22 protein-coding genes and 1 tRNA gene are annotated in these 25,388 nt (G+C 63.0%); 16 read left to right on the top strand and 7 right to left on the bottom strand.

All coding sequences use genetic code 11. The features are described 5' to 3' along the window. Nucleotide 1: 1 nt before the first annotated feature. The 7 genes from infB (at nt 2) to J2X76_RS07055 (ending at nt 8,373) form a co-directional block, all read left to right on the top strand. The gene (infB, locus tag J2X76_RS07025; protein ID WP_310214295.1) at nt 2-2,815 is read left to right on the top strand and encodes a translation initiation factor IF-2; all 2,814 of its coding nucleotides are present in this window, start codon (nt 2-4) and stop codon (nt 2,813-2,815) included. A 38-nt stretch (nt 2,816-2,853) separates the two neighbouring features. Then, entirely contained in the window at nt 2,854-3,495 is a 642-nt protein-coding gene (locus J2X76_RS07030; protein ID WP_310214297.1) for a hypothetical protein, read from the top strand. Between the two features lie 110 nt (nt 3,496-3,605). Continuing rightward, nucleotides 3,606-4,364 (top strand): 2-dehydro-3-deoxy-D-gluconate 5-dehydrogenase KduD, encoded by a 759-nt coding sequence (kduD, locus tag J2X76_RS07035; protein WP_310214298.1) that lies wholly within the window; start codon nt 3,606-3,608, stop codon nt 4,362-4,364. 256 nt (nt 4,365-4,620) lie between these two features. Beyond that, nucleotides 4,621-5,796 carry a tonB-system energizer ExbB gene (gene exbB, locus J2X76_RS07040; RefSeq protein ID WP_310214300.1) on the top strand — a complete coding sequence of 392 codons (1,176 nt, stop codon included), beginning with the start codon at nt 4,621-4,623 and terminating at the stop codon, nt 5,794-5,796. A 6-nt stretch (nt 5,797-5,802) separates the two neighbouring features. After that, a complete protein-coding gene (gene exbD, locus J2X76_RS07045) occupies nt 5,803-6,306 on the top strand; it encodes a TonB system transport protein ExbD (protein ID WP_113130098.1) in 504 nt (167 codons plus the stop codon). Then, nucleotides 6,303-7,331, top strand: a complete 1,029-nt coding sequence (locus J2X76_RS07050; protein ID WP_310214304.1) for a TonB family protein — start codon at nt 6,303-6,305, stop codon at nt 7,329-7,331. The genes exbD and J2X76_RS07050 overlap by 4 nt, the downstream gene beginning before the upstream one ends. A 52-nt stretch (nt 7,332-7,383) precedes the next feature. Next, nucleotides 7,384-8,373 carry an Ldh family oxidoreductase gene (locus J2X76_RS07055; protein ID WP_310214307.1) on the top strand — a complete coding sequence of 330 codons (990 nt, stop codon included), beginning with the start codon at nt 7,384-7,386 and terminating at the stop codon, nt 8,371-8,373. 7 nt (nt 8,374-8,380) lie between these two features. Here the strand turns inward: J2X76_RS07055 and J2X76_RS07060 are convergent, their stop codons facing one another. The 4 genes from J2X76_RS07060 to J2X76_RS07075 all read right to left on the bottom strand — a co-directional run bounded on the left by J2X76_RS07060 (nt 8,381) and on the right by J2X76_RS07075 (nt 12,749). Continuing rightward, complete coding sequence (locus J2X76_RS07060) at nt 8,381-9,766, bottom strand: ABC transporter permease (protein WP_310214311.1); 1,386 nt, start codon at nt 9,764-9,766, stop codon at nt 8,381-8,383. Further along, entirely contained in the window at nt 9,763-10,452 is a 690-nt protein-coding gene (locus J2X76_RS07065) for an ABC transporter ATP-binding protein (RefSeq protein ID WP_310214313.1), read from the bottom strand. Before J2X76_RS07065 ends, J2X76_RS07060 begins: the two co-directional genes overlap by 4 nt. 2 nt (nt 10,453-10,454) lie before the next feature. Beyond that, nucleotides 10,455-10,916, bottom strand: coding sequence for a hypothetical protein (locus J2X76_RS07070; protein WP_113130241.1), 462 nt, complete (start codon nt 10,914-10,916; stop codon nt 10,455-10,457). Between the two features lie 81 nt (nt 10,917-10,997). Next, nucleotides 10,998-12,749: an alkaline phosphatase gene (locus tag J2X76_RS07075; RefSeq protein ID WP_310214316.1), complete on the bottom strand. Its 1,752-nt coding sequence runs from the start codon at nt 12,747-12,749 to the stop codon at nt 10,998-11,000. A 491-nt stretch (nt 12,750-13,240) separates the two neighbouring features. Here J2X76_RS07075 and J2X76_RS07080 point away from each other — a divergent pair, with 491 nt between their 5' ends. The 3 genes from J2X76_RS07080 to J2X76_RS07090 all read left to right on the top strand — a co-directional run bounded on the left by J2X76_RS07080 (nt 13,241) and on the right by J2X76_RS07090 (nt 16,961). Beyond that, a complete protein-coding gene (locus J2X76_RS07080) occupies nt 13,241-13,864 on the top strand; it encodes a ribonuclease D (protein ID WP_310214318.1) in 624 nt (207 codons plus the stop codon). Between the two features lie 174 nt (nt 13,865-14,038). Then, nucleotides 14,039-15,079 carry a hypothetical protein gene (locus J2X76_RS07085; protein WP_310214320.1) on the top strand — a complete coding sequence of 347 codons (1,041 nt, stop codon included), beginning with the start codon at nt 14,039-14,041 and terminating at the stop codon, nt 15,077-15,079. Nucleotides 15,080-15,317: 238 nt separating this feature from the next. Further along, nucleotides 15,318-16,961 (top strand): hypothetical protein, encoded by a 1,644-nt coding sequence (locus J2X76_RS07090; protein WP_310214321.1) that lies wholly within the window; start codon nt 15,318-15,320, stop codon nt 16,959-16,961. Nucleotides 16,962-17,039: 78 nt separating this feature from the next. On the opposite strand, the gene rpsA is transcribed toward J2X76_RS07090, so the two are convergent. The 3 genes from rpsA to J2X76_RS07105 all read right to left on the bottom strand — a co-directional run bounded on the left by rpsA (nt 17,040) and on the right by J2X76_RS07105 (nt 20,182). Continuing rightward, on the bottom strand, nt 17,040-18,746 hold the full coding sequence (gene rpsA, locus J2X76_RS07095; RefSeq protein ID WP_113130107.1) for a 30S ribosomal protein S1: 1,707 nt from the start codon (nt 18,744-18,746) through the stop codon (nt 17,040-17,042). A 138-nt stretch (nt 18,747-18,884) separates the two neighbouring features. Beyond that, on the bottom strand, nt 18,885-19,520 hold the full coding sequence (gene cmk / locus J2X76_RS07100) for a (d)CMP kinase (RefSeq protein WP_310214762.1): 636 nt from the start codon (nt 19,518-19,520) through the stop codon (nt 18,885-18,887). 20 nt (nt 19,521-19,540) lie between these two features. Continuing rightward, the gene (locus J2X76_RS07105; RefSeq protein ID WP_310214324.1) at nt 19,541-20,182 is read right to left on the bottom strand and encodes an FMN-binding negative transcriptional regulator; all 642 of its coding nucleotides are present in this window, start codon (nt 20,180-20,182) and stop codon (nt 19,541-19,543) included. A 247-nt stretch (nt 20,183-20,429) separates the two neighbouring features. Between J2X76_RS07105 and J2X76_RS07110 the strand changes: the two genes are divergently transcribed. The 6 genes from J2X76_RS07110 (at nt 20,430) to J2X76_RS07135 (ending at nt 25,277) form a co-directional block, all read left to right on the top strand. Continuing rightward, nucleotides 20,430-20,819 (top strand): TIGR02300 family protein, encoded by a 390-nt coding sequence (locus tag J2X76_RS07110; RefSeq protein WP_113130110.1) that lies wholly within the window; start codon nt 20,430-20,432, stop codon nt 20,817-20,819. Between the two features lie 156 nt (nt 20,820-20,975). After that, nucleotides 20,976-21,051: transfer RNA gene (locus J2X76_RS07115), tRNA-Ala, on the top strand. Nucleotides 21,052-21,342: 291 nt separating this feature from the next. Continuing rightward, a complete protein-coding gene (locus tag J2X76_RS07120; RefSeq protein ID WP_310214327.1) occupies nt 21,343-21,621 on the top strand; it encodes a hypothetical protein in 279 nt (92 codons plus the stop codon). Nucleotides 21,622-21,993: 372 nt separating this feature from the next. Continuing rightward, nucleotides 21,994-24,264 carry a hypothetical protein gene (locus tag J2X76_RS07125; RefSeq protein WP_310214329.1) on the top strand — a complete coding sequence of 757 codons (2,271 nt, stop codon included), beginning with the start codon at nt 21,994-21,996 and terminating at the stop codon, nt 24,262-24,264. 182 nt (nt 24,265-24,446) lie between these two features. Beyond that, a complete protein-coding gene (locus tag J2X76_RS07130) occupies nt 24,447-24,659 on the top strand; it encodes a hypothetical protein (protein ID WP_310214331.1) in 213 nt (70 codons plus the stop codon). A gap of 63 nt (nt 24,660-24,722) precedes the next feature. Continuing rightward, on the top strand, nt 24,723-25,277 hold the full coding sequence (locus tag J2X76_RS07135) for a ribonuclease H (protein WP_310214334.1): 555 nt from the start codon (nt 24,723-24,725) through the stop codon (nt 25,275-25,277). Nucleotides 25,278-25,388 lie beyond the last annotated feature (111 nt).

Below are 25,388 nucleotides of genomic sequence, written 5' to 3' on the forward strand. Positions count from 1 at the left end.
AATGACCGACAACAAAGACGACAAGACACTCGGCGTAAAGAAGACCCTTACACTGAAGCCATCGGGGATGAGCCAGGGTACCGTCCGTCAGGACATGGGTCGCGGTCGCACCAAGGCGGTCGTCGTCGAAACAGTGAAGCGGCGGCCGACCCGGCCGATCGACGAAAAGCCGGCAATCACGCCCGCAGCCGCGCCTGCGCCCGCGCCGCGGGTGGTAGAGGCCGTTGCGCAGCCGGTCGCGCCCCAGCGCCCGCCGCAGCCGCAGGCGGCTGCTCCCGCGCCGCGCATCCACCAGCCGGGTGCCCCGAACCAGCGGCCGCAACAGCCGCAGCATGGCCAGCGCCCGCCGCAATCCGGCCAGCCGCAGCGCCCGCAGCAGTCCGGCCAGCCGCAGCGTCCGCAATCCAGCCAGCCGCAGCGTCCGCAGCAGCGTCAGGGCGCCGTATTGCACGACCTCTCCGCAGGCGAGATGGAAGCCCGTCGCCGTGCGCTGATGGAAGCGCAGGCACGTGAAGTCATCGAAGCCAAGCAGCGGGCCGAGGACGAGGCACGCCGCAAGGTCGAGGAAGAACGCCGCAAGGCCGAGGAAGCAGCCGAGGCTGCCCGCCGTGCCGCCGAACCCAAGGTCGAGCCGGCCCCCGCCGAGGCGCAGGCGCCAGCCGCCGCCCCCGCGGTTGCCGAAAAGCCGGCCGAACGTGCCGCGGGGGCTCCCGCCGGGCGTCCGGCCGACGCACGTCCGCAGGCTCCGCGGCCAGCAGCACCCGGCGCCGCACCTGCGGCAGTGCCGGCCGTCGGCCGCCGCAAGGGCGCCGACGAAGAAGACGACGATCGCGGCCCGCCGCGTGGGGCGCCTGGCCGTGGCCGGGTCGCCGCTCCGGCGCCCGCCAAGGTTCCTGCCCGTCCGAAGACCGAGGACGAACGCCGTCGCGGCAAGCTGACGGTGACCACGGTCAGCACGGACGAGGACGGCAATGCCCGTGGCCGTTCGATGGCCGCGACCCGCCGCCGGCAGGAGAAGTTCCGCCGCAGCCAGATGCAGGAAACGCGCGAAAAGGTCATGCGCGAAGTCATCCTGCCGGAAACCATCACCATTCAGGAACTGTCGCAGCGCATGTCCGAACGCGCCGTCGACGTCATCAAGTACCTGATGAAGGAAGGCCAGATGATGAAGCCGGGCGACGTCATCGACGCCGACCTTGCCGAACTCATCGCCGGCGAATTCGGCCATACGGTCAAGCGCGTTTCGGAATCCGACGTTGAAGAAGGCATCTTCAACAAGACGGACGACGAAGGCGAGATGGTTGCCCGCCCGCCGGTCGTCACCATCATGGGCCATGTCGATCACGGCAAGACCTCGCTGCTCGACGCCATCCGCCATGCCAACGTGGTCTCCGGCGAAGCCGGCGGCATCACCCAGCATATCGGCGCCTACCAGGTCGAGCAGAACGGCCAGAAGATCACCTTCATCGACACCCCCGGCCACGCCGCCTTCACGGCCATGCGTGCCCGTGGTGCACAGGCGACGGATATCGCGATCCTGGTGGTCGCGGCCGACGACAGCGTGATGCCGCAGACGATCGAGTCCATCAACCACGCCAAGGCGGCCGGTGTTCCGATCATCGTGGCGATCAACAAGATCGACAAGCACGAAGCCAAGCCGGACAAGGTCCGCCAGCAGCTTCTGCAGCACGAAGTCTTCGTTGAATCGCTCGGCGGTGAAGTGCTCGACGTCGAGGTTTCGGCCAAGAACAAGACCAACCTCGACAAGCTGCTCGAAGCCGTGCTGCTGCAGGCCGAAATCCTCGACCTGAAGGCCGACCCGAGCCGTACGGCGGAAGGTACCGTCATCGAAGCCCAGCTCGACCGCGGCCGCGGTGCGGTTGCGACCGTTCTGGTCCAGAAGGGTACGTTGAAGCCGGGCCAGATCATCGTTGCCGGCGATCAGTGGGGCCGCGTGCGCGCGCTCGTCACCGACAAGGGCGACCACGTCAAGGAAGCTGGCCCGGCGATGCCGGTCGAAGTGCTCGGTCTTTCCGGCACGCCGGCTGCCGGCGACAAGTTCGCCGTCGTCGAAAACGAAAGCCGTGCTCGCGAGATTTCCGAATATCGCCAGCGTCTTGCCCGCGACAAGGCGGCTGCCCGCCAGTCCGGTCAGCGCGGTTCGCTCGAACAGATGATGAGCAAGCTGCAGGATACCGGCTTCAAGGAGTTCCCGCTGGTCATCAAGGGTGACGTGCAGGGTTCTATCGAAGCGATCATCGCCTCGCTCGACAAGCTCGGCACCGACGAAGTTCGTGCCCGCATCGTTCATTCGGGCGCCGGCGCCATCACGGAATCGGATATCTCGCTGGCCGAGGCTTCCAACGCCGCGATCATCGGCTTCAACGTCCGTGCCAACGCCCAGGCGCGCACGGCCGCAGAGCGCAACGGCATCGAGATCCGCTACTACAACATCATCTACGATCTGGTGGATGACGTGAAGTCGGCGATGTCGGGCCTGCTCTCGCCGGAACGCCGCGAAACCTTCATCGGCAATGCCGAGATCCTGGAAGTGTTCAACATTACCAAGGTCGGCAAGGTCGCAGGTTGCCGTGTCGTCGAAGGCAAGGTCGAGCGTGGAGCGGGCGTGCGCCTTATCCGCGACAACGTCGTCGTCCACGAAGGCAAGCTCAAGACGCTCAAGCGCTTCAAGGACGAAGTCAGCGAAGTGCCGATGGGCCAGGAGTGCGGTATGGCGTTCGAGAACTACGAGGACATGCGCGTCGGCGATACGATCGAATGCTTCCGCGTGGAGCATATCACGCGCACGCTGTGATCTCCGGCGAACAGCCACATCGATTTCAGGAGCCGTCCGTGACCTTCACGGGCGGCTCCTGGCATTTTGGGTATTCGGTTTCCCGGGAAGAACTGGCGGCGGGGACCGAACTCCTGGCCCAATACCGGGAAAGCCGACAGCGGCGGCCGCGGCGCCTCGCCAGGGCGCTCCTTACCTCGAGCCTGCTGTTCGTGCCGTTCCTCGTCTTCGTCGCGATGACCTATCTCGACGACTTCCTGAGATGGCTCTCGGACGAGTGGCGGGCGAGCCTGACGGACGGCGTCATGCCTTCGCTCGCCGCCATTGCCGGCCTCGTCCTCCTGATCCTGCTGATGACGAAACCCCGCGAAGCGGCGCTTCCGGTATCGACGATCCGGCACGAGGAGCGCGACGTCTATCATGTGCGGGCAACGGCCGACACAACGACGCTTAGCGCTCATGCCGACGGCATGGCCGTGGAGCTGGATGTAAGGGGCCTTCAGGAAATCGTCGAACTCGACGGCTGGCTTCTGCTTCTCCACGCCGACGGACCGGTCCTGCTGCCGCGACGCATCTTTCCCGACGACGAGACGGCGAACAGCTTCATTACGTTTGTCCGCGATCTGATCCGCCGTCCATGGCGCCTCCACCGGGGCGCCATGCGTCCGGGCGGGCGCACGAAGGATGCTGCGGATCCTTGAATCCAACCCTCGATCGGCGCCTGTCCGACCATGGCAAAAATTTTCAGCTTCTACCGGAGAGCTCGCAACGGTAAGCATCTATCCGCATTTCAGTTTCAGAGGAGGACAACATGGCTGTTTCATTCGACCTGACGGGCAAGACCGCGATCGTCACCGGCGCCAATACAGGCCTCGGCCAGGCGATATCGGTAGCGCTGGCGCAGGCCGGCGCGGATGTGGCGCTGGTCGGCCGCTCCTCCATGGCCGACACGGAAGCCGCGGTCAGCGCGGCCGGCGGACGCAGCCTGTCGATCCAGGCGGATCTTTCGACGCTCGAACCGGTCGATCGGATCATCAGCGAAACGGTCGCATGGACCGGACGTGCCGATATCCTCGTCAACAATGCCGGGATCATCCGCCGGGCGGACGCGATCGACTTCACCGAGGCCGACTGGGACGCGGTGATGGACGTGAACCTGAAGACCGTGTTCTTCCTCTCCCAGGCGTTTGCGCGCCGGCTGATCGGCGAGGGCAAGGGTGGCAAGATCGTCAACATCGCCTCGCTGCTTTCCTTCCAGGGCGGCATCCGCATTCCTTCCTATACCGCCTCGAAGAGCGGCCTCGCCGGCCTGACCCGGCTTCTCGCCTGCGAATGGGCAGCCAAGGGCATCAACGTCAACGCCATCGCGCCGGGCTATTTCTCGACCAACAACACCGAGGCGCTGCGCAACGATCCGGACCGCAACTCGGCAATCCTGGGGCGCATTCCGGCCGGGCACTGGGGCCAGCCGGAGGAGCTTGGCGGCGCCGCCGTATTCCTCGCCTCGCCGGCCGCGGACTATATCCACGGCATCGTGCTGCCGGTCGATGGTGGCTGGCTGGCGCGGTAAGCGCCCGCCGCCTCATTTTTCGGCAAAGGCCAGGCCATCCAGGCGCGAACCAAGTCGCGATCGCCGATCTGCGTGAATTTGATCGGCATCCTCAAGATTTATTAGTTGCCATTTCTACTCATGTTTATTATCCGGTAGCTGCAACATCGCGAACCCGGCGGCAATGCCGGCGGCGTTCCGATGTCCCGTTTCCGCCATTGCAGATCGGCGTTCAAGCGTCATCCGCCATGCCGAACTGTCCGGAGTATCGCCTGCCATGCCCGCTGCCCTGAAGCCCGCTTTTTCGATGCGCCAGCCGATCAGGAGCCGGTTACCGATCGCTCTCGCGGCGCTTGCAATGGCAGCTTCGACGGCGATGGCGCAGGCGCCGGACGCTTCAACGCAAGCCCCGCCGCAGCCTCAGGCGACGTCGCCTTCCGGGGCGCACGCAAACCCCGCCGCTCCTGCTACGCAGGCAGCGCCGACAACTTCCCGCACGACACCGAGCGAACCGGCGGCATCTCCGACTGCAATATCGCCCGCGGCTCCCGCCGCCGCACAGCCGACCAACCCCGTCGCCCCACAACCGAGCGCTTCCGCGCCGCAGCCGGCCGCACCGGCCGAAACACCGGCCAACAACACCGCCCAGCCCGCACCCGCCCAGGCCCCGGCTGCCCGCCAGCCGATCGACATGTTCACGCAGTTCCTGGAGCCGGGCCAGCGTTCGGACCTGCCGCACAACCTCTCCCCCTGGGGCATGTTCATGGCGGCAGACTGGGTGGTCAAAGGTGTGATGATCGGGCTTGCCTTCGCCTCGCTGATCACCTGGACGGTCTGGCTCGCGAAGACGCTGGAACTCGCGGGCGCCCGCGCCCGTGCCGCACGGACGCTGAAAATCATCCGCAGCTCCCGCACGCTTTCGGAAGCCGTCGGCGCCGCCGGTGGCCGAGGCGGCCCCGCCGCGCTGATGCTGCGGTCCGCGGCCGAAGAAATGCAGCTCTCCGAAGCAGCCCTCGACCATGCCCATGGCGACGGGCTGAAGGAGCGGGTCGGCTCGGCGCTTTCCCGCATCGAGGCTTATGCCGGCCGGCGGATGTCGCGCGGCACCGGCGTGCTCGCGACGATCGGTTCCACCGCACCGTTCGTCGGCCTGTTCGGCACCGTCTGGGGCATAATGAACGCCTTTATCGGCATTTCGGAATCGCAGACCACCAATCTCGCCGTCGTCGCGCCGGGCATCGCGGAAGCGCTGCTGGCCACCGCGATCGGCCTCGTTGCGGCCATTCCGGCAGTCGTCATCTACAACGTCTTTGCCCGCTCGATCACCGGCTATCGCCAGCTGCTGGCGGATGCGGCAGCCGGCGTGGAACGGCTGGTGAGCCGCGACCTCGATTTCCGCAAGGTGCCCCCGGGCAGCCGCAAGGCGCCGGTCTCGCTGGTGGCGGGAGGCTGATCGACCATGGCCGGCGGCATCCGCGAACAGCACGGCGACGAGCTTTCCGAAAACCACGAGATCAACGTGACGCCGTTCATCGACGTCATGCTGGTGCTGCTGATCATCTTCATGGTTGCGGCGCCGCTGGCGACCGTCGATATCAATGTCGACCTTCCCGCCTCGACCGCCAAGCCTGCCGAACGGCCGGACGAGCCGCTCTACCTGACGGTCAAGGAAGATCTGAGCCTCAATATCGGCAATGACGCCGTGGCACGCGATCAGCTCGCCGCGACCCTCGACCGCGTCACGGAGGGCAAGAAGGATACGCGCGTGTTCCTGCGGGCCGACAAGGCGGTCGGTTACGGCCAGTTCATGGAGGTCATGAACCTCCTGCGCGATTCCGGCTACCTCAAGATCGCGCTTGTCGGCCTCGAGACACTGCCCGCTCCGGCCGCGCCGGCGGCAGCACCGGCCGGTGCCGCTCCGGTCGTGCCGCCCGTCCCTCCGGCAGCCGGAGGCAACCCATGAGCCTTGTCGTCTCGCAGACAGGTCCGGGCGGACGCGTCGGCGAGCTGGCGCTGTGGGGCGCTGCCGGGCTGGTGATGCTGACCGTGCATTTCGGCGCGGCTGCTTATCTGATGCGCGAACAGCCAGAGGTGCTCGCCGACAACTCACCGCCGGCAGCGATCATGATCGAGCTGGCGCCGGAGCCGGAATCCGCCAATACCGAGGAAGAACAGATCTCTCCTGATATGCAGGAGCAGGAACAGGTGATGAGCGAGCAGGCCCAACCGGTCGAGGAACCGCAGCCGGAGCCCGTCGAGAAGCCGCAGCCCGAACCCGAGCCGATGCCGGAGCCCGTTGCCGAACCCGTCGAGCAGCCGGTCGAGCCGCCGCCGCAGGAAGTCGCCGAACCGGTGGAGCCCGAACCGGTGCAGCCGCCGGTCGCCGAACCATTGCCGGAACCCCAGGTCACCGAAACCATCCCCCAGCCGCTGCCGGAACCGATCGAGGAGATCAAGCCGGTCGACGAACAGATGACGGCGGCACTGGACAATGTCGAAGTTCCTCTGCCGGCAGTGCGGCCTGAGCCGCCCCCGGTCGCCGAAAAGCAACCGGAACGGCCGAAAAAGCCGGAACCCAAAAAGGAGCCGGTGAAGAAGGTCCAGAAGCCGAAGCAGCAACAGCAGCAGCAGGCCCAGCCGGATATGGCCGAGGCGAAGATCCAGGCCAAGCAATCGGACCGCACCGCGGCCAGCCAGAATTCCACGAGCCTCTTCTCTTCGTCGGTCTCGCCGCAGCAGTGGAAAAACCGCGTAAGTGCGAAGCTTGCCAGAAATGTTCGCAAGTGCCCTAGTAACGGCACCGGCACGGCGACCGTCCGCTTCAACTTCGACGGCGGTGGCAACGTGACCAATGTCTTGCTGGCGCGGTCATCGGGCGATCCGAAGATCGACGACTATATCGTCTCTGCAGTGCGGCGGGCCTCGCCCATCCCTACTCCTCCTTCCGGCGTTGCAAATTATCTCGACCAGCCGCTAAAGTGCGAGTGACCGTGAGGTCGCCTACGGGACTTATGTCCCTCAACTGATCCGGATATTTTTCATGCATATGACCCTTATCGAAGCCGAAACGCTCGTGGAGAGCGTTTTCGAAGCCAATGGCGTTCTGTCCGAAACCGCCCGATCCGTCGCCCGCGCGCTCGTGCATGCGGAAGCTGCCGGGCAATACGGCCACGGGCTCCGGCGGGTTCCCGCCTATATCGGCCAGGCGCGCTCCGGCAAGGTGGATGGCAGGGCCAAGGCCGTCGCCACCCGGCCGCGGCCGGCGGTGCTTCTCGTCGATGCGGCGTTCGGCTACGCCTATCCGGCCTTCGACATCGCGGTCGCCGAACTGCCGGCAATCGCACGGGAACAGGGTATCGCACTCGGCGCCGTCCATCGTTCGCACCATGCGGGCGTCATGGCGCTGACCGTGGAGCGGTTTGCCGAGCAGGGCCTGATGGCGCTGATGTTTGCCAATGCGCCGGCCTCCATGGCGGCCTGGGGCGGCAGGAAGCGGCTGTTCGGCACCAACCCGATCGCGTTCGCGACGCCGGTCGCCGGCGAGGATCCGCTGGTCATCGATCTGGCGCTATCGACCGTCGCGGCCGGCAAGATCATGGCCGCGCGCCAGAGGGGCGAGAGCATTCCCGAAGGCTGGGCCTTCGACGCCAATGGCAAGCCGACGACCGACCCGCACGAGGCCCACAGGGGCCTGATGGCACCCTCCGGCGGTGCCAAGGGTGCCGCGCTGGCGCTGATGGTGGAAGTCCTCTCGGCGGGCCTGACCGGCTCGAGTTTTTCCTATGAGGCGAGCTCGTTCATGGACGAGAAAGGCCCGCCGCCCTCGGTCGGCCAGACGCTTGTCGTCATCGATCCTTCCGCGAGCGCTGCCTCGGCTGCCGAACGGATCGCCGGACTGGCGACGGAAATGGCCTCGGAAGAAGGCGTACGCCTGCCCGGCCGGCGCGGCCAGAACGCGCGACGGGCGGCGATCGAGCAGGGGCTGGACGTCGAGGACGACGTGATCGCCGCGATCAGGGCGCTGGCCTAGGCCCGGATCAAGCCCGGAGCGCTGCGGCCGGCGACTGGCGGTAGGCGAGGACCGCCGGCACGGCGGACAGGGCTGCCGACGCGGAAAGCAGGATCAGCGCCATGCGCAGGTCCTCGCCGGTAAAACCGACCGGCAGGATGATGCCGCTCTTGACGGTAAACGCATTGGCGATCATCTGCGCGGCGGCAAGGCCGGTCATGAAACCGAGGCCGATGCCGAGCGCGACCAGCAGGAAAAGCTCGAGCCAGACGATCGCAAACACCGAGAGCCGGGGCGCGCCAAAAGCCCGCAGCGCGCCGATCTGGCGCCGCCGCTGGCCGATATGGGTGACGGTAACGAGAACCAGCGCGGCCGCCACCAGCCCTTGAGAGCCGGCCGCGACGGCGCTCAGAACCATCTTGGCATCGCCGAGCGTCGCATAGAGGCTGGTCAGCACCTCGCCCGGGAAAACCGCAAGCGTATTGCCTTTGCGATATTCCTGACGGAGCTTGTAGGCATCGGCAATCGTCTTCGGCTTCACCAGAACAGCGGGGAGACCCGGCGCATCGGCGGCGAAATCCTCGTCGATATCAGCATCGGCATCGATGGCGCCGTGATGGTCGTGATCCTCGTCGGCATGCGTGTCGCGAACGCCAGCAGCAGGCGCTTCACCTTCGTGCCGATGATCTCCGGCATGTTCTCGCGCCGCTTCCAGCGGCGAGTGGCCATGTTCATCAGTGACGGCCGCCGCCTGGGTTACCTGGAGAGCTTCGCCTTCGTGATGCTCGTCCTGCTCATGGTCATGATCGTGGCCGAGGCCATGGACGTGCCAGACGGCCTGGATCGGCACCAGAATGGCGCGGTCCCAGGGCGTGCCCGTCGGCGGCAGCTTGCCGGTCACCTGGTACACGACACCCGCATGGGTCTCGCCGCCCATCTGCGCCGTGCCGTGCATGGGCTTGATTTCGGCCCCTAGCGGCAGCTTCACGGCCGCGCCGACCACCGCTTCACCTTCTTTCTCGAACATGCGGCCTTCGGCGAAACCGGAAACCGTGCTCCCGATCAGCGCACGGGTCGTGCCGACCAGCGGGTAGCCGGCGAAGGAATCGCCGAAACCGACCGGCGCCACCCAGGCGACGCGCGGATCCTTCGAAAGCTTCGCCAGCACCTCGCCCGGCATCAGCGGCAAAGGTGCCGGCTGCAGGAAGATCGAGGAGAGCACGAGCTGGGTTTCGCTGCCCGCCGCGCCGATGACCAGATCGAACTTGTCGGCGGCTCGGGCACTGCCGAGACGCAAGGCGCGTTCCTGCAGCGTGACGGTGACGCCAAGCGCGGTCGCAAGCGCCACCAACAGCACGACCACGACGGCGCCCGCCCAGAGACGGCGCAGATCGGCGAGAATGAAACGGATCATGCGGCGGCCTCTTCGCGAAGGCTGTCGGCGACGATCCTGCCGGCGCCGAGCGTGATGCGGCGGTCGAGCCGGTCGATCAGGCGCTGATCGTGGGAAACGACGATCAGCGTGCTTCCCGTTTCGCCGGCCATATCGAGAAGCAGCCGCCCGACCGTTTCGCCGGCCTCCGCATCGAGGCTCGCGGTCGGTTCGTCGGCGACGATCACGCCCGGCTTGCGCAAAACGGCGCGGGCGATCGCGACGCGCTGCATCTCGCCGCGCGACATGGTCTCGATCCTCTGGTCCGGGCGGGAAAGGCCCACGCCCTTGAGGAGATCGTGCGCACGGGCGATCAGCGCCGCGTCGGCGACGCGCGCCAGCCGCGCCGGCAGAAGCACGTTCTCGACCGCCGAGAGACCGGGAAAAAGATGGAAATCCTGCATGACGAGGCCGACATGTTCTGCCCGCCAGCGATCCCGCGCCGTCTCGGAAAGCCGGGTGATGTCCTCGTCGCTCCAGGCAACCTTGCCGGACGTCGGGCGCTCGAGCCCGGTCACGATATTGATGAACGTGCTCTTGCCGGAGCCGGAGCCGCCGGTCACGGCAACGCGCTCGCCGGCTCCGATCGTCAGAAAATCGACCCGCAAGACCGGGCTGCCGAGGCCGGGGAACGATTTGGCCAGATTGTCCAAATGCAGGGAAAGCATGGTCACGCGGCCTGATATGCGGCGTCGCGGATCCTCAGAAGGCTGACAAATCCGGTATCGGGGTCCTTCCAGGAGCCGACGTCGAGCGTGCCGCGCACCTCGATGGTTTCGTTCGCCTGGGTGAAGGTCTGCTTGCGGTGCAGATAGATGACGACGATGTTGTCGGGCCAGTCGGCATCGGAGGAGCAGAAGGGGCAAAGCGCCATCGGCACTTCGGTCAGCACGAAGAAGGCGGCCTCGGCCTTCAGCGGCGGCGCCATGAAACCGCGGATCGCCACCTCCCGGCCGGCGAGCTTCTTGACCTTGTCGGAGAATTCAAGCCCGAGCACGCCGTACTTGGCGTAGAGCTCCCCGAAACCGAGATCATCGGCTGCGGCGGAGCGGGCCGACGCCAGGAGCGGTGCGGCGGCGAGGAGGCCCAGCACGGAACGCCGGTTGAACGCGGGTAAAAAGAGTTCTGTCATGAAACCCTCCTGAAACGGCATTCCCGGCCGAGTTCCGGCCGGGAGCATTGTTTTATCACGGGTACGGCCGTCGGCCAGACCTTAGTTGGTCTGCTTGCTGCCCAGAGCGAAGGTATCGGCGAGCACCTTGTAGATGTCGCTTTCTTCCATGTAGCCCTTGAAGCCTTCCGAACCGGGGCCGGCCGACTGCAGGACGACGTCGTCGACCGAATGCACACCGCTGTCGCCGTTCTTGGGGATGTTGCCCTGAACGAAGACTGCGCCGGGTACATTCTTGTACTGTTCGTTGGCGATATATTCCTTCTTCTCGTTCTGGATTGCCGGAACGAACGGGCCATCCATCTTCGGGCGGAAGGTTTCGTAGTGGTCCGGGCCGTTGTTGGCAGCGAGGAACAGGCGGCGGGAAACGTCGATCTTGTCCGGGTAACCGTCGCCGTTTTCGTCCTTGTAGTTCGGGAAGCCGGCTTCCGCATAGGTGCCGACCTTTTCGCGCATTTCGGTGCCCGGCTTGTCGTCATCGACCGTGCCGATGATCGAAACGCCATGGGTGTGGTCGCCGGTGACGACGATCAGCGTATCCGGATGGGTCTTCTGGAACTCACGGGCAACAGCGATGGCCTGGTCGAATTCGATGGTTTCGATGACGGCGCGATCCCAGTCGAGCGGATGGGACATCTTGTCGATCGAGGAGCCTTCGACCATCAGGAAGAAGCCGTCCTGATCCTTGGAAAGGCGATCAAGAGCAACCTTGGTCATGGCGACCAGACCAGGCTGGTTCGGATACTTTTCGACGGTGCCCTTCTTCAGGAACTCGCGGTCAAGCGTAACGTCCATGTTGCCCGGATGGAAGAGGCCGAGGAGCAGGCCGTTGGCATTGACGTTGGCGGCAAGCTCGTTCTTGTCGGTGGCGACGCTATAGCCCGCGTCCTTGAAGAGCTTGATATAATCCTTGTCGTCCTTGCGCTTCGAGCCGGCAGTCGCCTGCGGCAGGAAGTAGGCGGAACCGCCGCCGAGCAGGACGTCCGGCTTGACGTCGAGCAGCATGCCGACGACATCGGCCTTGTCGTTACGGTTGCGGGTATGGGCGACGACGGCAGCCGGAGTGGCGTCTTCGACTTCGGCAGTGACGACGATACCGATCGACTTGCCGGTCTGGCGGCGCACGGCTTCGGCAATGGTTTCGACCTTCGGGTCGTCCAGCGAGTCCGGCGTACGGTCGGCATAAACGCCGATCGCGTTCACGGCGGTCTTGTGACCGGTCATGTAGGCCGACATCGTGTTGGCCGAGTCGGTGTCGACGGCGTTGGTTGCCGAGGTGCCGACGAAAGCCATGCGATCGAGATCATCCATGGCGAGACGGCCGTTCGCCTTGCCTTCGGTCATGCCCTTGGACATGATGCGGGCAGCCGTGCGGTGCGCGACCGAGAGGCCATCGCCGAGCAGGAAGATGATGTTCTTGGCCTTCGGGGCAGAGCCCGTGCCGTAAACGTTCCAGGTGACGGTCTTGGTTTCAGAACCGGCGGACACTTCGACCTTGTAATCACCGGCAGTGGCGATGGTCAGGCCGCGCAGGATGACGGCAGAACCGAGGACCTTGTCCTTGTTCTTTTCTTCCGTGACGAACTGGGCTTCCTTGCCGAGAACGGTCTTGTAATCCTGGCCGTTGACGGTGATCTTGACGTCTTCCGGCTTCACGACCGAGTTGAATTCGACCTTGAAGTCGAAGGGCGAGCCGGAGAGAATCGTCGCGCGATCCAGCGGATATACGGTAGCAGCCTGGGCGGCGCCGGCGAGCACGGTCGAAACGACCAGGGCGGCAAAAATCTTGCGCATAGTAACCTCACGAAAAGTTCAAAGGGAAGGCGAGGTTTCGTATACTGGCGGTGCATGACACTTGCGTGACGCCAACCATGGATCGAGGTGCCTGGGCGAACGATGCCGCGAGGCGGAAAGAACAATGTTTTGAAGGGGAATCCTGCTCCGGAAACGGAAAAAGCCTGGCGCGGGAGGAGGGTGCGCCAGGCTTTAAACTTGATCGACAACTGGGAGGAGGAGGATGTTGCCGATCCGTATCGAGCAACACTGGGAGGAGGAGTGCGTCGCTCGATGACCAGAGATATAGGCTAATCGTTTAATCACGCCAACCCACCCTGTTGCAATGCAGCAATGCGTTGGGCGCACGGCTGAGCAAATGCCCAGAGATCATTCCGTCGCTCATCCCCACCCTTCCAAAGCGCCTGGGATCGAGCTTCCCAAGATCACCGTTTCCCCAGTGAAAAACGTGGTCTATAGCAACCCTTGCAGACAGGCAGACGGAGACGGACATGGCAGAGATCAGATACCACGAAGGCGATATTCCGGCAGCGGATGCGGCGCGCTACACCGGAGCGATCGCCATCGACACGGAAACGCTCGGCCTCGTGCCGCGCCGGGACCGGCTTTGCGTCGTGCAGCTTTCGCCGGGTGACGGTTCCGCCGACGTGATCCGGATCGCCGCCGGGCAGAACCAGGCGCCCAATCTCGTCGCCATGCTTGCCGACCCGACGCGCCAGAAGATCTTCCATTACGGCCGCTTCGACATTGCCGTTCTGTTCCATACGTTCGGCGTCACCACGACCCCGGTCTTCTGCACCAAGATCGCCTCGCGCCTGACCCGCACCTATACGGACCGGCACGGGCTCAAGGACAATCTCAAGGAAATGCTCGATGTCGACGTTTCCAAGGCGCAGCAGCAATCCGACTGGGCGGCCGACGTGCTTTCGCCGGCGCAGCTCGAATATGCGGCTTCCGACGTGCTCCACCTGCATGCGCTGCGCGACAAGCTGAACCACCGGCTCGTGCGCGACAGGCGCGCCGAACTGGCAGAGGCCTGTTTCGAATTCCTGCCGACCAGGGCGAAGCTGGATCTGCTCGGCTGGGAAGAGGCCGATATCTTCGCCCATAGCTGACGCCATCTAAGCGGAGGCCGGCTTCGGCACATGCGGATCGGCATGATATCGAGCGGCCTGCGCCCGAATATGATAAAGAGTGGCATTACTTCTAGTTGCCCGGTAATATCTCGTTAACCCTTCAAATCTAACTTTGCCCCCGGTGTAACTCTCGACGAGACCGGATTTCGGGCCATGTTGCTTCCTACCCAGCAGACCTATGGGCTTGCCGCGACCAACATGATGCAGTCGATGCTCGACAGCATCGAGGAGCAGCGCAAGAAGGACGAAGAGCAGCGGACCGGCAAAAAGAGCGATCCGGTCGTCGAAGCCCGCATCAGCGCCAGCGAAGACGCCAAGCGCGCCCGCGACAAGATCACCACCGCCCTTTTCGGCGTCAACAGCACCGATCCCAACGAGTTGAAGATCGAGCTCGTCGACCGCCTCGCTTCCAAGCTCGGCATCGATACCGACGAAGCACGCTCCTCCTACAAGCTCGGCAAGGCGCTGGAAGACGCGTTGAAGGACCTCGGAGAGGCCGGCTCGGCCAAGCTCGAGGAAGATCTCGGCCTCAAGGACATGGGCATCTCGATCGATACGCTGCTGGCGGCGATCAAGAACCCCTATGGCGACGACAACCAGCGCCTGATGGAGGGCCTCAACCGCAAGGCCAATGGCGGCAAGCTGGACACCGAAGTCGGGCGCGTGGTGCAGCGGCTCGAGGATGCCGCCGATCCGAAGACGCTGGAAGAACTGAAGCTCGGTCCGCAGGGCTACGATCCGACCCGCGTCGAAGACGCCGAAACCCGCGCCGAACGCCAGGACGACATCCTTGCGGCCGAAGCCGGCAAGAAGCTTGAAGACGTCCAGAAGGTTCAGGACGTCATCGAAAAGAAGAATGACGAGGCGGCAAAACCTGCCGCCGTTGGTGCGGCCGACAAGGCATCCGCCGACGATACCGAGCTGCTTGCCCTGTTTGCCGCAGCCGCCGAGCAGGTGGCCAGTTCCGACACGGGCAACGGAACCGACAGCCTCGTTTCCGACGACAGCTCCGCCGCGTCCCCGGACACCGGCGAGATGCTTGCAGACAATGAAGCGCCGACCAATGAAAGCGCCGCGAAAGCGATCGAGGAGCTTGCCGCCGACAACGCCGAGGAACCCCCGGCCGATATCATCCCCGTGCGCGTGGACGAGATCGGCATTTATGAACTGTTGAAGAAGAAGTTGGCTGCGTGATCCTGCAATAACCCCACTCTCCCCCCTCATTCGTCTCGCCATGGATCAATTCCGCTGACTTTTTAGCGGAAGGCGAAGACCGTTAGCGAATTGTTAACCTTTTTGCCGCACAGTCATATCTGTGTATCGGCACTGGCGACGCCATGAGGCGTTCCGGTCGCAACGCCGCTCGTTGCGAAAAGACAAGAACCGTTTGGCCGAGCTGTCCTGTCGTCTCTATCAGACATTGGAGCGGACGATGCTGCCCCCGGTTCGTACCAGTTCATTCGTCGACTATCAGACCCCTTCGCAGCAACCGATGCTGCGTCAGCGGATCGACGTGGCCAATACCGTGGCGAACAGCAGCTTGATCGGTTCCTCGCCGATGTCGGCGGGACGGCTGGACGTTCTTTCGCTTTCGGCCCAGCTCCAGCTCGCCCAGGGGTTTTCCGTCTTCGCCGAAACCATCGGCCGGCTGATCAAGGTCCCGCGCCGCGAAGGCGAGACGCTGGCGGATTATGCCCAACGCCTTTCGGAAGCGGTAAAGGCGATGAACCCCGCCGAAAAGGCAGCTCTCGAACGGACGCTCAACCAGCTGGTCAAGGGCATTTCGATCCGCCTGCTCACCGAGATCCTCAACAATCCGGCCGGTCCCGAAGCGGCGCGCGTCGCCATGCAGCTGGAAACCGCGCAGCTGCTCGACCGCGACCTCGCCGCCAAGGCCGTCGTCAGCTCCTATCGACAGAATGCCGGGGCAGAACAGGCGGCGCAACCGGCGAACACCGCGCCTTCCGCGTCCGGCCAGGTGGCCGCAACCGTACCCACGGCAGACGCCGAGGCTCAGACGGCGCAACCCGGCGAGGACGCGGCGATCGATGGAGCCCTGCCGGAGGAGATCGTCGCGGAAGCCACCGCGCAGGAGGCGGAAGCACCGCCCTCGACGACCGTTTCCGGCGCCCCTCAGGATACTGCCGCGCTTTCCGCGCAAACCGAGGCCTCGGTGGCCTTCGCCGACGAGGCTGCATTGCAGGCGAGCGCCGAGGCCGATCCGGCCGCATCGGCATCCGCACAGGAAGCGGCCGAGCTCACGGAAAGCGAGACGCCGGAGCTCGCCGGCGCGCGCACCGAGGATACCGCCGAAAGCCCATCCGCCACGCGTCCGGATGAAGGCCGGCAGGCCGCGAATGCGGCGGCTGGCGACCGGCGCACGTCTCAACCCGTCTTTTATGATGCTCCGGCGCTGGCCCGGCTTTCCCAGCGCGGCCTCGAACAGCAGGGCGGCGCACGCGCGCTCAATGCCGAGAAGCAGCCCGCTGGCGCGACGACCATATGGCTGGCGGAAGTGCTTGCCGAAGCGACCAGCGATCTTCTCGACGGTCTGCCGGTCGCGGCAAGACAACTGCCGGAACAGCAGGCGCTGCAGCAGTTGACCGACAGGGAGCTCATCGCAAAATCCGCCATGCAGGCGAGCGATGCAGCGGGCGTCGCCATGGCAAAACCCGCGCCGACTCCGACGGACGAACCGGCAAGCACCGGTTCAACGACCCGCGCCGCCGGTACTCCTGCGAACGCAAACGGTCATCCGGCAGGTGCGACGGAACTTGCCGAACAGCTCGCTCTCCCGATCGCCATGCCGCCGATGTTCCGCGACGGCGTTGCCCTTCCCTATGTCGCCTATCCGCCCGAAGAGCGCGAGCGGGACCCCGAGGAACGCAAGACCAAGGCGATCTCGGAGACCGATGAGGACGGCGAACAGCAGCATTCGGCCGGCGAACAGGCATTCGGCGAAGAGGGCCCGGCCGACGACCAGGATCAGGACGACGGCGACGAGGTTTCCCAGGAAGCCACCGAGAATGCGGAGCGCGCGAACGACCTCTACTGGCGCATGGCGGGCTGGGCCTGAATTCCGCTTCCAAAAACCGCGCATGAAAAAACCGCCGGACTTGCATCCGGCGGTTTTCGATTTTCTGCGAGGCGTCGATTACTCGTTGTTGCCGCGGTTCTTCAGGGCAGCACCGAGGATGTCGCCGAGCGACGCGCCAGAGTCGGACGAACCGAACTGAGCGACGGCTTCCTTCTCTTCCGCGATCTCGAGAGCCTTGATCGACAGCATGACCTTGCGGTCTTTCTTGGAGAAGTTGACGACGCGGGCATCGAAGACCTGGCCGACCGAGAAACGCTCCGGACGCTGATCGTCGCGATCGCGTGCCAGGTCGTTGCGGCGGATGAAGGAGGTGATGTCTTCGTGGTTGACGAGACGAACCTCTACACCACCGTCGTTGACGGCGATGACTTCGCACGACACGACGGCATTCTTGCGCAGGTCGCCGGAAGCGGCGGCTTCGCCGACCGAGTCCTTGCCGAGCTGCTTGATGCCGAGCGAGATGCGCTCCTTGTCGACGTCCACATCGAGAACGACAGCCTTGACGACGTCGCCCTTGTTGAACTCCTCGATGACCTGTTCGCCCGGACGGTTCCAGTCGAGGTCGGAGAGGTGGACCATGCCGTCAACGTCGCCTTCGAGGCCGATGAACAGGCCGAATTCGGTCTTGTTCTTGACTTCGCCTTCGACTTCGGTGCCGGCCGGATGCGAGTAGGCAAATGCCTGCCACGGATTTTCGAGCGTCTGCTTCAGGCCAAGCGAGATACGGCGCTTGGACGGATCGACCTCGAGAACGACCACGTCAACATCCTGCGTCGTGGACAGGATCTTGCCGGGATGGACGTTCTTCTTGGTCCAGGACATTTCGGAAATGTGGATGAGGCCTTCGATGCCCGGCTCCAGCTCGACGAACGCACCGTAGTCGGTGATGTTCGTGACGGTACCGGAAATCTTCTTGCCGACCGGATACTTGGCGGCAATGCCATCCCACGGATCCGACTCGAGCTGCTTCATGCCGAGCGAGATGCGGTGGGTTTCCTGGTTGATGCGGATGATCTGTACCTTGACCTGCTGGCCGATGGACAGGATTTCCGACGGATGGTTCACACGGCGCCATGCCATGTCGGTGACGTGCAGGAGGCCGTCGATGCCGCCGAGGTCAACGAACGCACCGTAATCGGTGATGTTCTTGACGACGCCGTCAACAACCTGGCCTTCTTCGAGGTTCTGAACGATTTCAGAACGCTGCTCGGCGCGGCTCTCTTCGAGAACCGTGCGGCGCGAAACCACGATGTTGCCGCGGCGCTTGTCCATCTTGAGGATTTCGAAGGGCTGCGGGTTGTGCATGAGCGGGGTGACGTCGCGGATCGGACGGATGTCGACCTGCGAACGCGGCAGGAAGGCGACGGCGCCGTCGAGATCGACGGTGAAGCCACCCTTGACCTGGTTGAAGATGACGCCTTCGACACGCTCGCCGGCTTCGAACTTGAGTTCGAGCTTGACCCAGCTCTCTTCGCGGCGAGCCTTCTCGCGCGACAGAACCGCTTCGCCCAGCGCGTTTTCGATGCGCTCGACGTAAACTTCGACTTCGTCGCCGACCTTCAGCGAACCGTCCTTGCCCTTGACGCCGAATTCCTTCAGCGCGATGCGGCCTTCGACCTTGAGGCCGACGTCCACAACCGCGACGTCCTTTTCGATCGCCGTGACGATACCCTTGGCGACATAGCCTTCGGCCAGATCGTTGGTAGCGTAGGACTCTTCGAGGAGGGCTGCGAAGTCCTCCCGCGTGGGGTTAGATACTGCCATGAAATCTCCTGAGGGACCCGATACGGGCCCATACAGCGCCGGTGGTTCGTGTTGCACATGCCCAAAGATCAGGTCCGCCTCTCTCATCGGGGTTTCCGTGGGAGGCAATCCGGCGCGGGGACCGAACTTCGGGCTATTCTATTCCGATTGTCTTTTCAGGGCCGCATCGATGATGGTCTTCGCGGCCCGAAACGCGGCCTCTATACTCATTTCCGAGGTATCAAGCAAGTGCGCATCGTCGGCGGGCTTCAAGGGACTGTCGGCCCGGCCCATGTCGCGCTCGTCGCGCTTCTTCACGTCGGAGAAGATGCCGTCGTAATCCGCCTCGCCACCCTTGCCGACGATCTCGTCGTAACGGCGCCTTGCCCTGACATCCGCCGATGCGGTGACATAAAGCTTCACCGGCGCATCGGGGCAGACGACGGTGCCGATGTCCCGGCCGTCGAGAACCGTGCCCGGCTGCCTCCGGGAAAAGGCGCGCTGCGCCTCCACCAGGGCCCTGCGGACGGAAGGCATGACGGCGATCTTCGAGGCCGCCTCGCCGATCGCATGGGCAGACAATATATCGCGGTCGAGGCCGGAGAGTTCAACCTCGCGCGCCATCTTCTCGGCGACCTTCTCGTCATCGAGCGGCAGGCCGGCATCAAGAAGCGCCTTGGCCGCGGCACGATAGGTCAGCCCCGTATCGAGATGGTGGAAACCGTAGGCCTCGGCGATCTGACGGGACAACGTGCCCTTGCCGGCTGCGGCCGGACCGTCGATGGCGATAATCATTGCAGGCATTAAATCCAAACTCATGCGTCGCGCATGGCTCCATAGTGGCGGACGAGATCCGCCATATCGCCCTGCCCCGGCATTTCATCAAGCCCCGCCGCGACACCTTCACGGTCGCCGACGGGACGGTTCTGGCTGACCTTCCACTTGCCCTCGATCTCGGCGATCTCGATTTCGATGCCGACGATGCCCTTCAATTGCGCGCGGATGAAATCGTCGGGCGCATCGCTGACGGCCCAGGGCATGGCGCGCGCGCCCTCGTGCTGGCTGGTGATGGCATTGATCTGGGCAAGCAGCCAGTCGGCGTCCTCGACGATGCGGGCCGCGCCTCTTGCCTGGACGATCGCATAGTTCCAGGTGGGCACGACCTTCCCGGTCTCGCGCTTGGTCTGGTACCAGGAGGGCGTGACATAGGAATCGGCTCCCTGGAAGACGGCGAGGACCGGCGCGCCGTCGCGAATGTCCTTCCATTGGCCGTTGGCCCGGGCAAGATGCAGGCGCAGCGTCCCTTTTTCCGAAGCTTGGGCATCGAGATGAAACGGCACCGGATTGGCGAGCAGGCCGGACGTGCCCGATGTGACCAGCAGACCCAGCGGATGGGCGCGGATCAGCGCGTGCTGCGTGCCAAGATCCTCTTCGCGAAAATGCGGCGGCTGATACATGCTCTTGACCTCTTGTCGCTTGGCCCGCGGCAGGCTGCGGACTTGGCCCGTCAGGACGGAATTTTCCCGTCATGACTAACATAGAGCCTGTGACCGGTCACCGCATTCAACCTTATGGGGTCCATGAAAAGTTTGTCTTTGACATCAAAGAGCACAAGCCTTATGGGGACCGGCTTAGATTTTCACCCTATAAAGCCGCGTCCAAGCGGCGCGCCGAACTATTCGGCCATCCCATGAGGCTCTGACTGTGGCAAAAGCGGAACTCGGAACCAAGCGAACCGACCCCGATACCGGCAAAAAATTCTACGACCTGAACCGTGATCCGGTCGTTTCCCCCTATACCAACAAGTCCTGGCCGCTTTCCTTCTTCGAGGAAAACAGCGTCGCCAAGAAGATGGAACAGGCCGAGGAAGAAGACGTCCAGGAAGTCGATACCGAAAATCCGGAAGTCGAACTCGTCTCGCTCGAAGAGGGCGACGAGGCGGCCGGCGGCGACGACATCCCGGACATGGGCGACGACGACGACGTCGATATCGGCGATGACGACGACGATACCTTCCTGGAAGCCGACGAAGACGAAGATGACGACGACATGTCGGGCATCATCGGCGTGACCGGCGACGACGACGAAGTCTGATCTGGTTTTCAAGTTAACGCCCGGCAATTCAATAAAAATTGCCGGGCAGACAAATTTCGGCTTGCACTCTCCGTAAACCGGAAGTAATAAGCCGCCACTCCGCCGGGCCCAAACGCCTCGGAGTTCCCAGGACCGGAAATACCGGACCACCCTGATGGGGCTATAGCTCAGCTGGGAGAGCGCTTGCATGGCATGCAAGAGGTCAGCGGTTCGATCCCGCTTAGCTCCACCAATCTCCTTCTGGATGATTTTTTCCTTTCAGGTACAAATACTTACGGGACCGCTCCGGTTCATTGCGTACCCCGCCTTGTACCCCAATTGCGTACCCCGCATTTCCCGCCGCATTCTACCTGCCTCGCCCCTCAGGACTAAGGAGCCCCCAGCAGGCACCCCGGGCGGCTTGGGCGCGATCAGCAGGTTTCCTGCGGTTTCATCTATCATCCCTTCCGAGATCCCTCCTGGAGGCTCCCGCTTCCACGTCTTCCAGACGGAAGGCGCAGCGCAAATCAGGGAACATCGCATCATGCGCAACATCATCACCGGCATTATCCAAACTGCTGACTGCATCGTCTCGGGGTTCCGGGATGCCATCTCGCGCCATTTCTCGCTCAACATCGGCGGCAGCATGCCGGGGCTTTTTGTGAGGGTGCCGTTCACCTCTCTCAGCACCTGGGTCGAGTGGGGCGCTCCTCATGCCGGTTACGGCACAGAGCGAGCAAGCACTACAAACCTTGAGTTTTTCCTTGGGACGATCAGGGGCGTTCTCTCGGTTGAGAAGAGGATTGAGCGGCACGAGGCATAACGCTGCAACGCCCCCATCGTATCGATTACCCCTCACCCCTAGAGCCTCGCCGAATTGCGACCGGCTCGATTTCCACCCACCATAGACATCTCATGATGCGGCCTCGTTCCGCATGAGATGTGTTGTTCAAGCTCTTGGGCCACCTTCGGCATTCTTCGTGGATGCTGTCGGTGGCCCTTTTCAATTTCATCGCCGTACCCGGCTCCCCCGTCCCAGTAATGCCCGCGATAAATGCGGCAAGGAATTACCATGAACAAACTACCGGGATTGACCCGACAAGACGACCGCCCATCCGTGGGTGGTGCGAACCGAGGCCGTGTCCAGGTTCGGAACCCCATCGGGGATGTAGCCTTGCAACCCCAGGCTCGCCCGGTGGATACCTATAGCCGTCCTCAGGCCCCACCATCGGGGCCGAATGGTCTCCAGCAGTTGGCCGGGGCGCTTGCTCAGATCAGCCCAGGGCTTTCGAACTTCCTCGACGTAACCGCTGCCAAGGCGCAGAAGGATGCCGAGGACCGGGCAAACCGACGCATCGGTGGCATGAGTTTCCAGGAAGCCCGCGATGCTGTGAACAGCGGTAAGATGGCCGAGATGGAGAACCCGTGGTTCAAAGCCGCGTTCATGAAGCAGTACGGCGAACGCCTTGCCTACGAGCGCGTCAATGAGCTTTCGACCGAATACGAAACGAACTTCGACAAGAACACGGGCAATCTCGACGGCCTCATCCGTGACCGCACCGGGGCCGACCTGGAGCAGTACGGGAACGACCCGCACTTCACCGGGGCCTATAATAAGGTCATGGATGGTTTCAGCGCTAGGGCGAACACCGCCCAAGCTCAGTACAAGACCGAGCAGGTGAAGCAGGACACCGTTAGCGGGGTCTATGACACCTTCCACGGTGAGGCCACGGCACTCCCCTCCGAGGGGAAGAAGACCCCCGAGGAGATCGTTGCAGCCCTCCGGGGAAAATACGAGGGCAACCGATCACTGCTCCATGTAGATTTCAAGGAGCAGGACCGGGAAATGGTCCGGTTGGCTGAGGCGTTTGCCGCGAAAGGCGATATCGAGATGGTCAACGCCATCCTGAACTCCGAGCGCAAGGGGGCTGATGGCACGGTCCTGGGCACCTTGGCTTCAAACCGGGAGTTCCAGGCGGACGCCACCCGCATCCAGAACGCGGCCAAGAGGCAGAACCACGAGCAAGCCGAAGAGACCACCCGTGATGCCCGAATGGAATTTTGGGACAAGGCTCGACAGGGCCAGCTCGACCGCGATGAGCTTCTTTCCTGGCACCGGTCGAACGAGGGTGCATTCTCGGAGGCCCAGGTTCTTTCTCTGATCAACCAGAACGACACCTACAATGAGCAACAGGCGAAGGAACTGGCAAAGGCCGCACATAAGATCGCGCTGGAGCGCGCGGCTACCCAGGCTGAGGAGGACGTGACCTCCCGTAACGTCGAAGCCGTCACCAAGGGCATGGGGGCTTATATCGAGGAAGTCACGGTTCCCACCAAGACCGGCGAGACAAAGACGCTCTCCGTCGAGGACCAGAAGAAAGCCGCTGCCAAGCGCCTCGTTGATCAGTCGGAATGGCTGGTGACGAAGGGCAAAGCCACTCCCGAGCAGGCGTTCGGGATGCAGGTGGAGACGTTCTCGGTGGGGAACCTGAAGAACCCGAAGTGGGAGCATGTTCTCAACGCAGGGCCGAAGGCGGCAACCCAGTTCACCTTATCGGGTGGCGAGGTACCGCCCGCGCTCCAGGACAGCGTTGACCTCTACATGAAGCTCCACGCTGCGAACCCCAAGCTTCTCGAAACCCATATCAAGGACACCTCGGACCGGGATTTCTTCGAGGCTTACCGAGTCGCCACCCAGTATCTCCAGCTCGCTCCCCAACAGGCGATGCAGATGGCTATGATGCAGACGTCCGACCCGGAAAAGGTTCAAAATCCAGGTATCCAGTCAAAGCTCAGCGAGATCGAGGCCCGCATCAACGATATCCGGTACGGCGGCGCGTGGTACAATCTTTTTCAGGGCTCCATATCACCGTCTAATCGGGGATACATCGCGTCCGAGGTAAGCCGCCTGGGCAAGTTCTATGTCCAGAACGGTATGGCGGCGGACGACGCCCTTGACGAAGCCAAGGAACGTTTCCTGAGGACGCACACCGAAGTCGGCGGAAACTTCGTATATACCGCAGGGAAAGATGTTCCGCCCAATTTCGGAAAATTAGCCGGGTATGCTCTGGAGAAATATGCCGAAGACTTCGGAGAAGCCGAGGGTGTCGAGGTAGGCGACCTTACCATCCGCCCTGCCACCAATGGGTACGGTTGGATAATTGTGCATCAGATGGGACAGTATCCAGTCGAGAACTCGGCCCGAGCCAACATCAATCTCCGGTCCTTATGGCAGCTCGACCAAGAGCGGCAGGCCAAAGCTAAACAAAAGATCATTGATGATCAGGCGCAGGCACAGAACGACCGGCAAAGTGGGAAGCTATGGATAGATGACATCTTGCCGCCCGTTAAATGGGGTGGCGAAAAGCCTGCGTCCGAAAGAACCACCCCGCCAAACGAAGTCGGCGGCTCGCGTTTGCTAAAGCTGCTACCTCCAGTGAATGGCGGGGTCTTTGGTAGTGATTGATACGAGGAGGAGCATACGCTCTTCCGATATAAGGCCCAGACATCGATATGGGCTATCAACCGCTACACCAAGCTGAAAAGCCCTTCCCTCGCCGCTAGAGCTACTCACCCTCGGCCCAATCGGGCCGGGGCTTTTTCTTTTCCAGCGCCAATGCGAAATCAACAACCGATAGGAAACTACAAGTGACAGAAAATACCAATCCTGACCTCCTTGAATTCCTCAAAGAAAGACTGCTCGCGAAGATGGAAAGCGCGAGGCGGGCGGCCACAATCGCAAAGCGCCGCGAAGTGGAGATGGCCGGGCTCCTGAGCGCGTTGTCGATGATGGTCGAACAGCAGGCCCGCATTAATGAGAAGCTTAGTCAGCTTGTTGCGAGGAATGTTTCCGAAGGCTGACACCTAAGGATGCGGAACTCCAAAATCTCCCTTTGACTAGTCAACAACCAATAGGAAATCGACGTGACCAGCATCAACTCGGCTGACCGGGCTACCATCGTGGCGGGGAGGCACTACCTAATCGCCACCGATGGCTCCTGCATTTCCAACCCCGGCCCAGGGGGGTGGGCGGTAGTGAAACAGCTCAGACATGGCGACCAACTTCTTCAGCAAGCGCCGAACGCGGGCCGCTCCCAAAGCCTTATGACTACAAATAACCAGATGGAAATGATGGCGGTCATAATGGCCGTAGAAGGCATCCGGGAGCCCGAGACACCTACCATCATCCAGGCCGATAGCGCCTACGTTTTGGATGGTTTCACTGTCTATCTCCCCAACTGGAAGACCAACGGCTGGAAAGTCTCAAAAGGTAAAGTTCAGAACCGCGACTTATGGGAACGCCTTGACGCCGCCTGCGCGGGGAAGACCATCTATTGGGAGAAGATCAAAGGACATTCCGGTCATGGAATGAATGAGATCACCGACGTCCTGGCCAAGAAAGCGGCCATCGGAAAGCTTCCGAAAGGGCAAGCGTCGATAAGGAAACAGCACCCCGAGCTGTTCTTTCGGAGACCATGACCCGGCGGAGCCGATACGAGACCAAGAGATTGCAGCCCACCATAGGAGGAGCTTAGGTTAACCTAGTATGTTTATTCATAAGATTATCATCAAAGATAAAACCTAAGGCTT

Source organism: Neorhizobium sp. 2083 (assembly GCF_031455615.1).
GTDB lineage: Bacteria > Pseudomonadota > Alphaproteobacteria > Rhizobiales > Rhizobiaceae > Neorhizobium.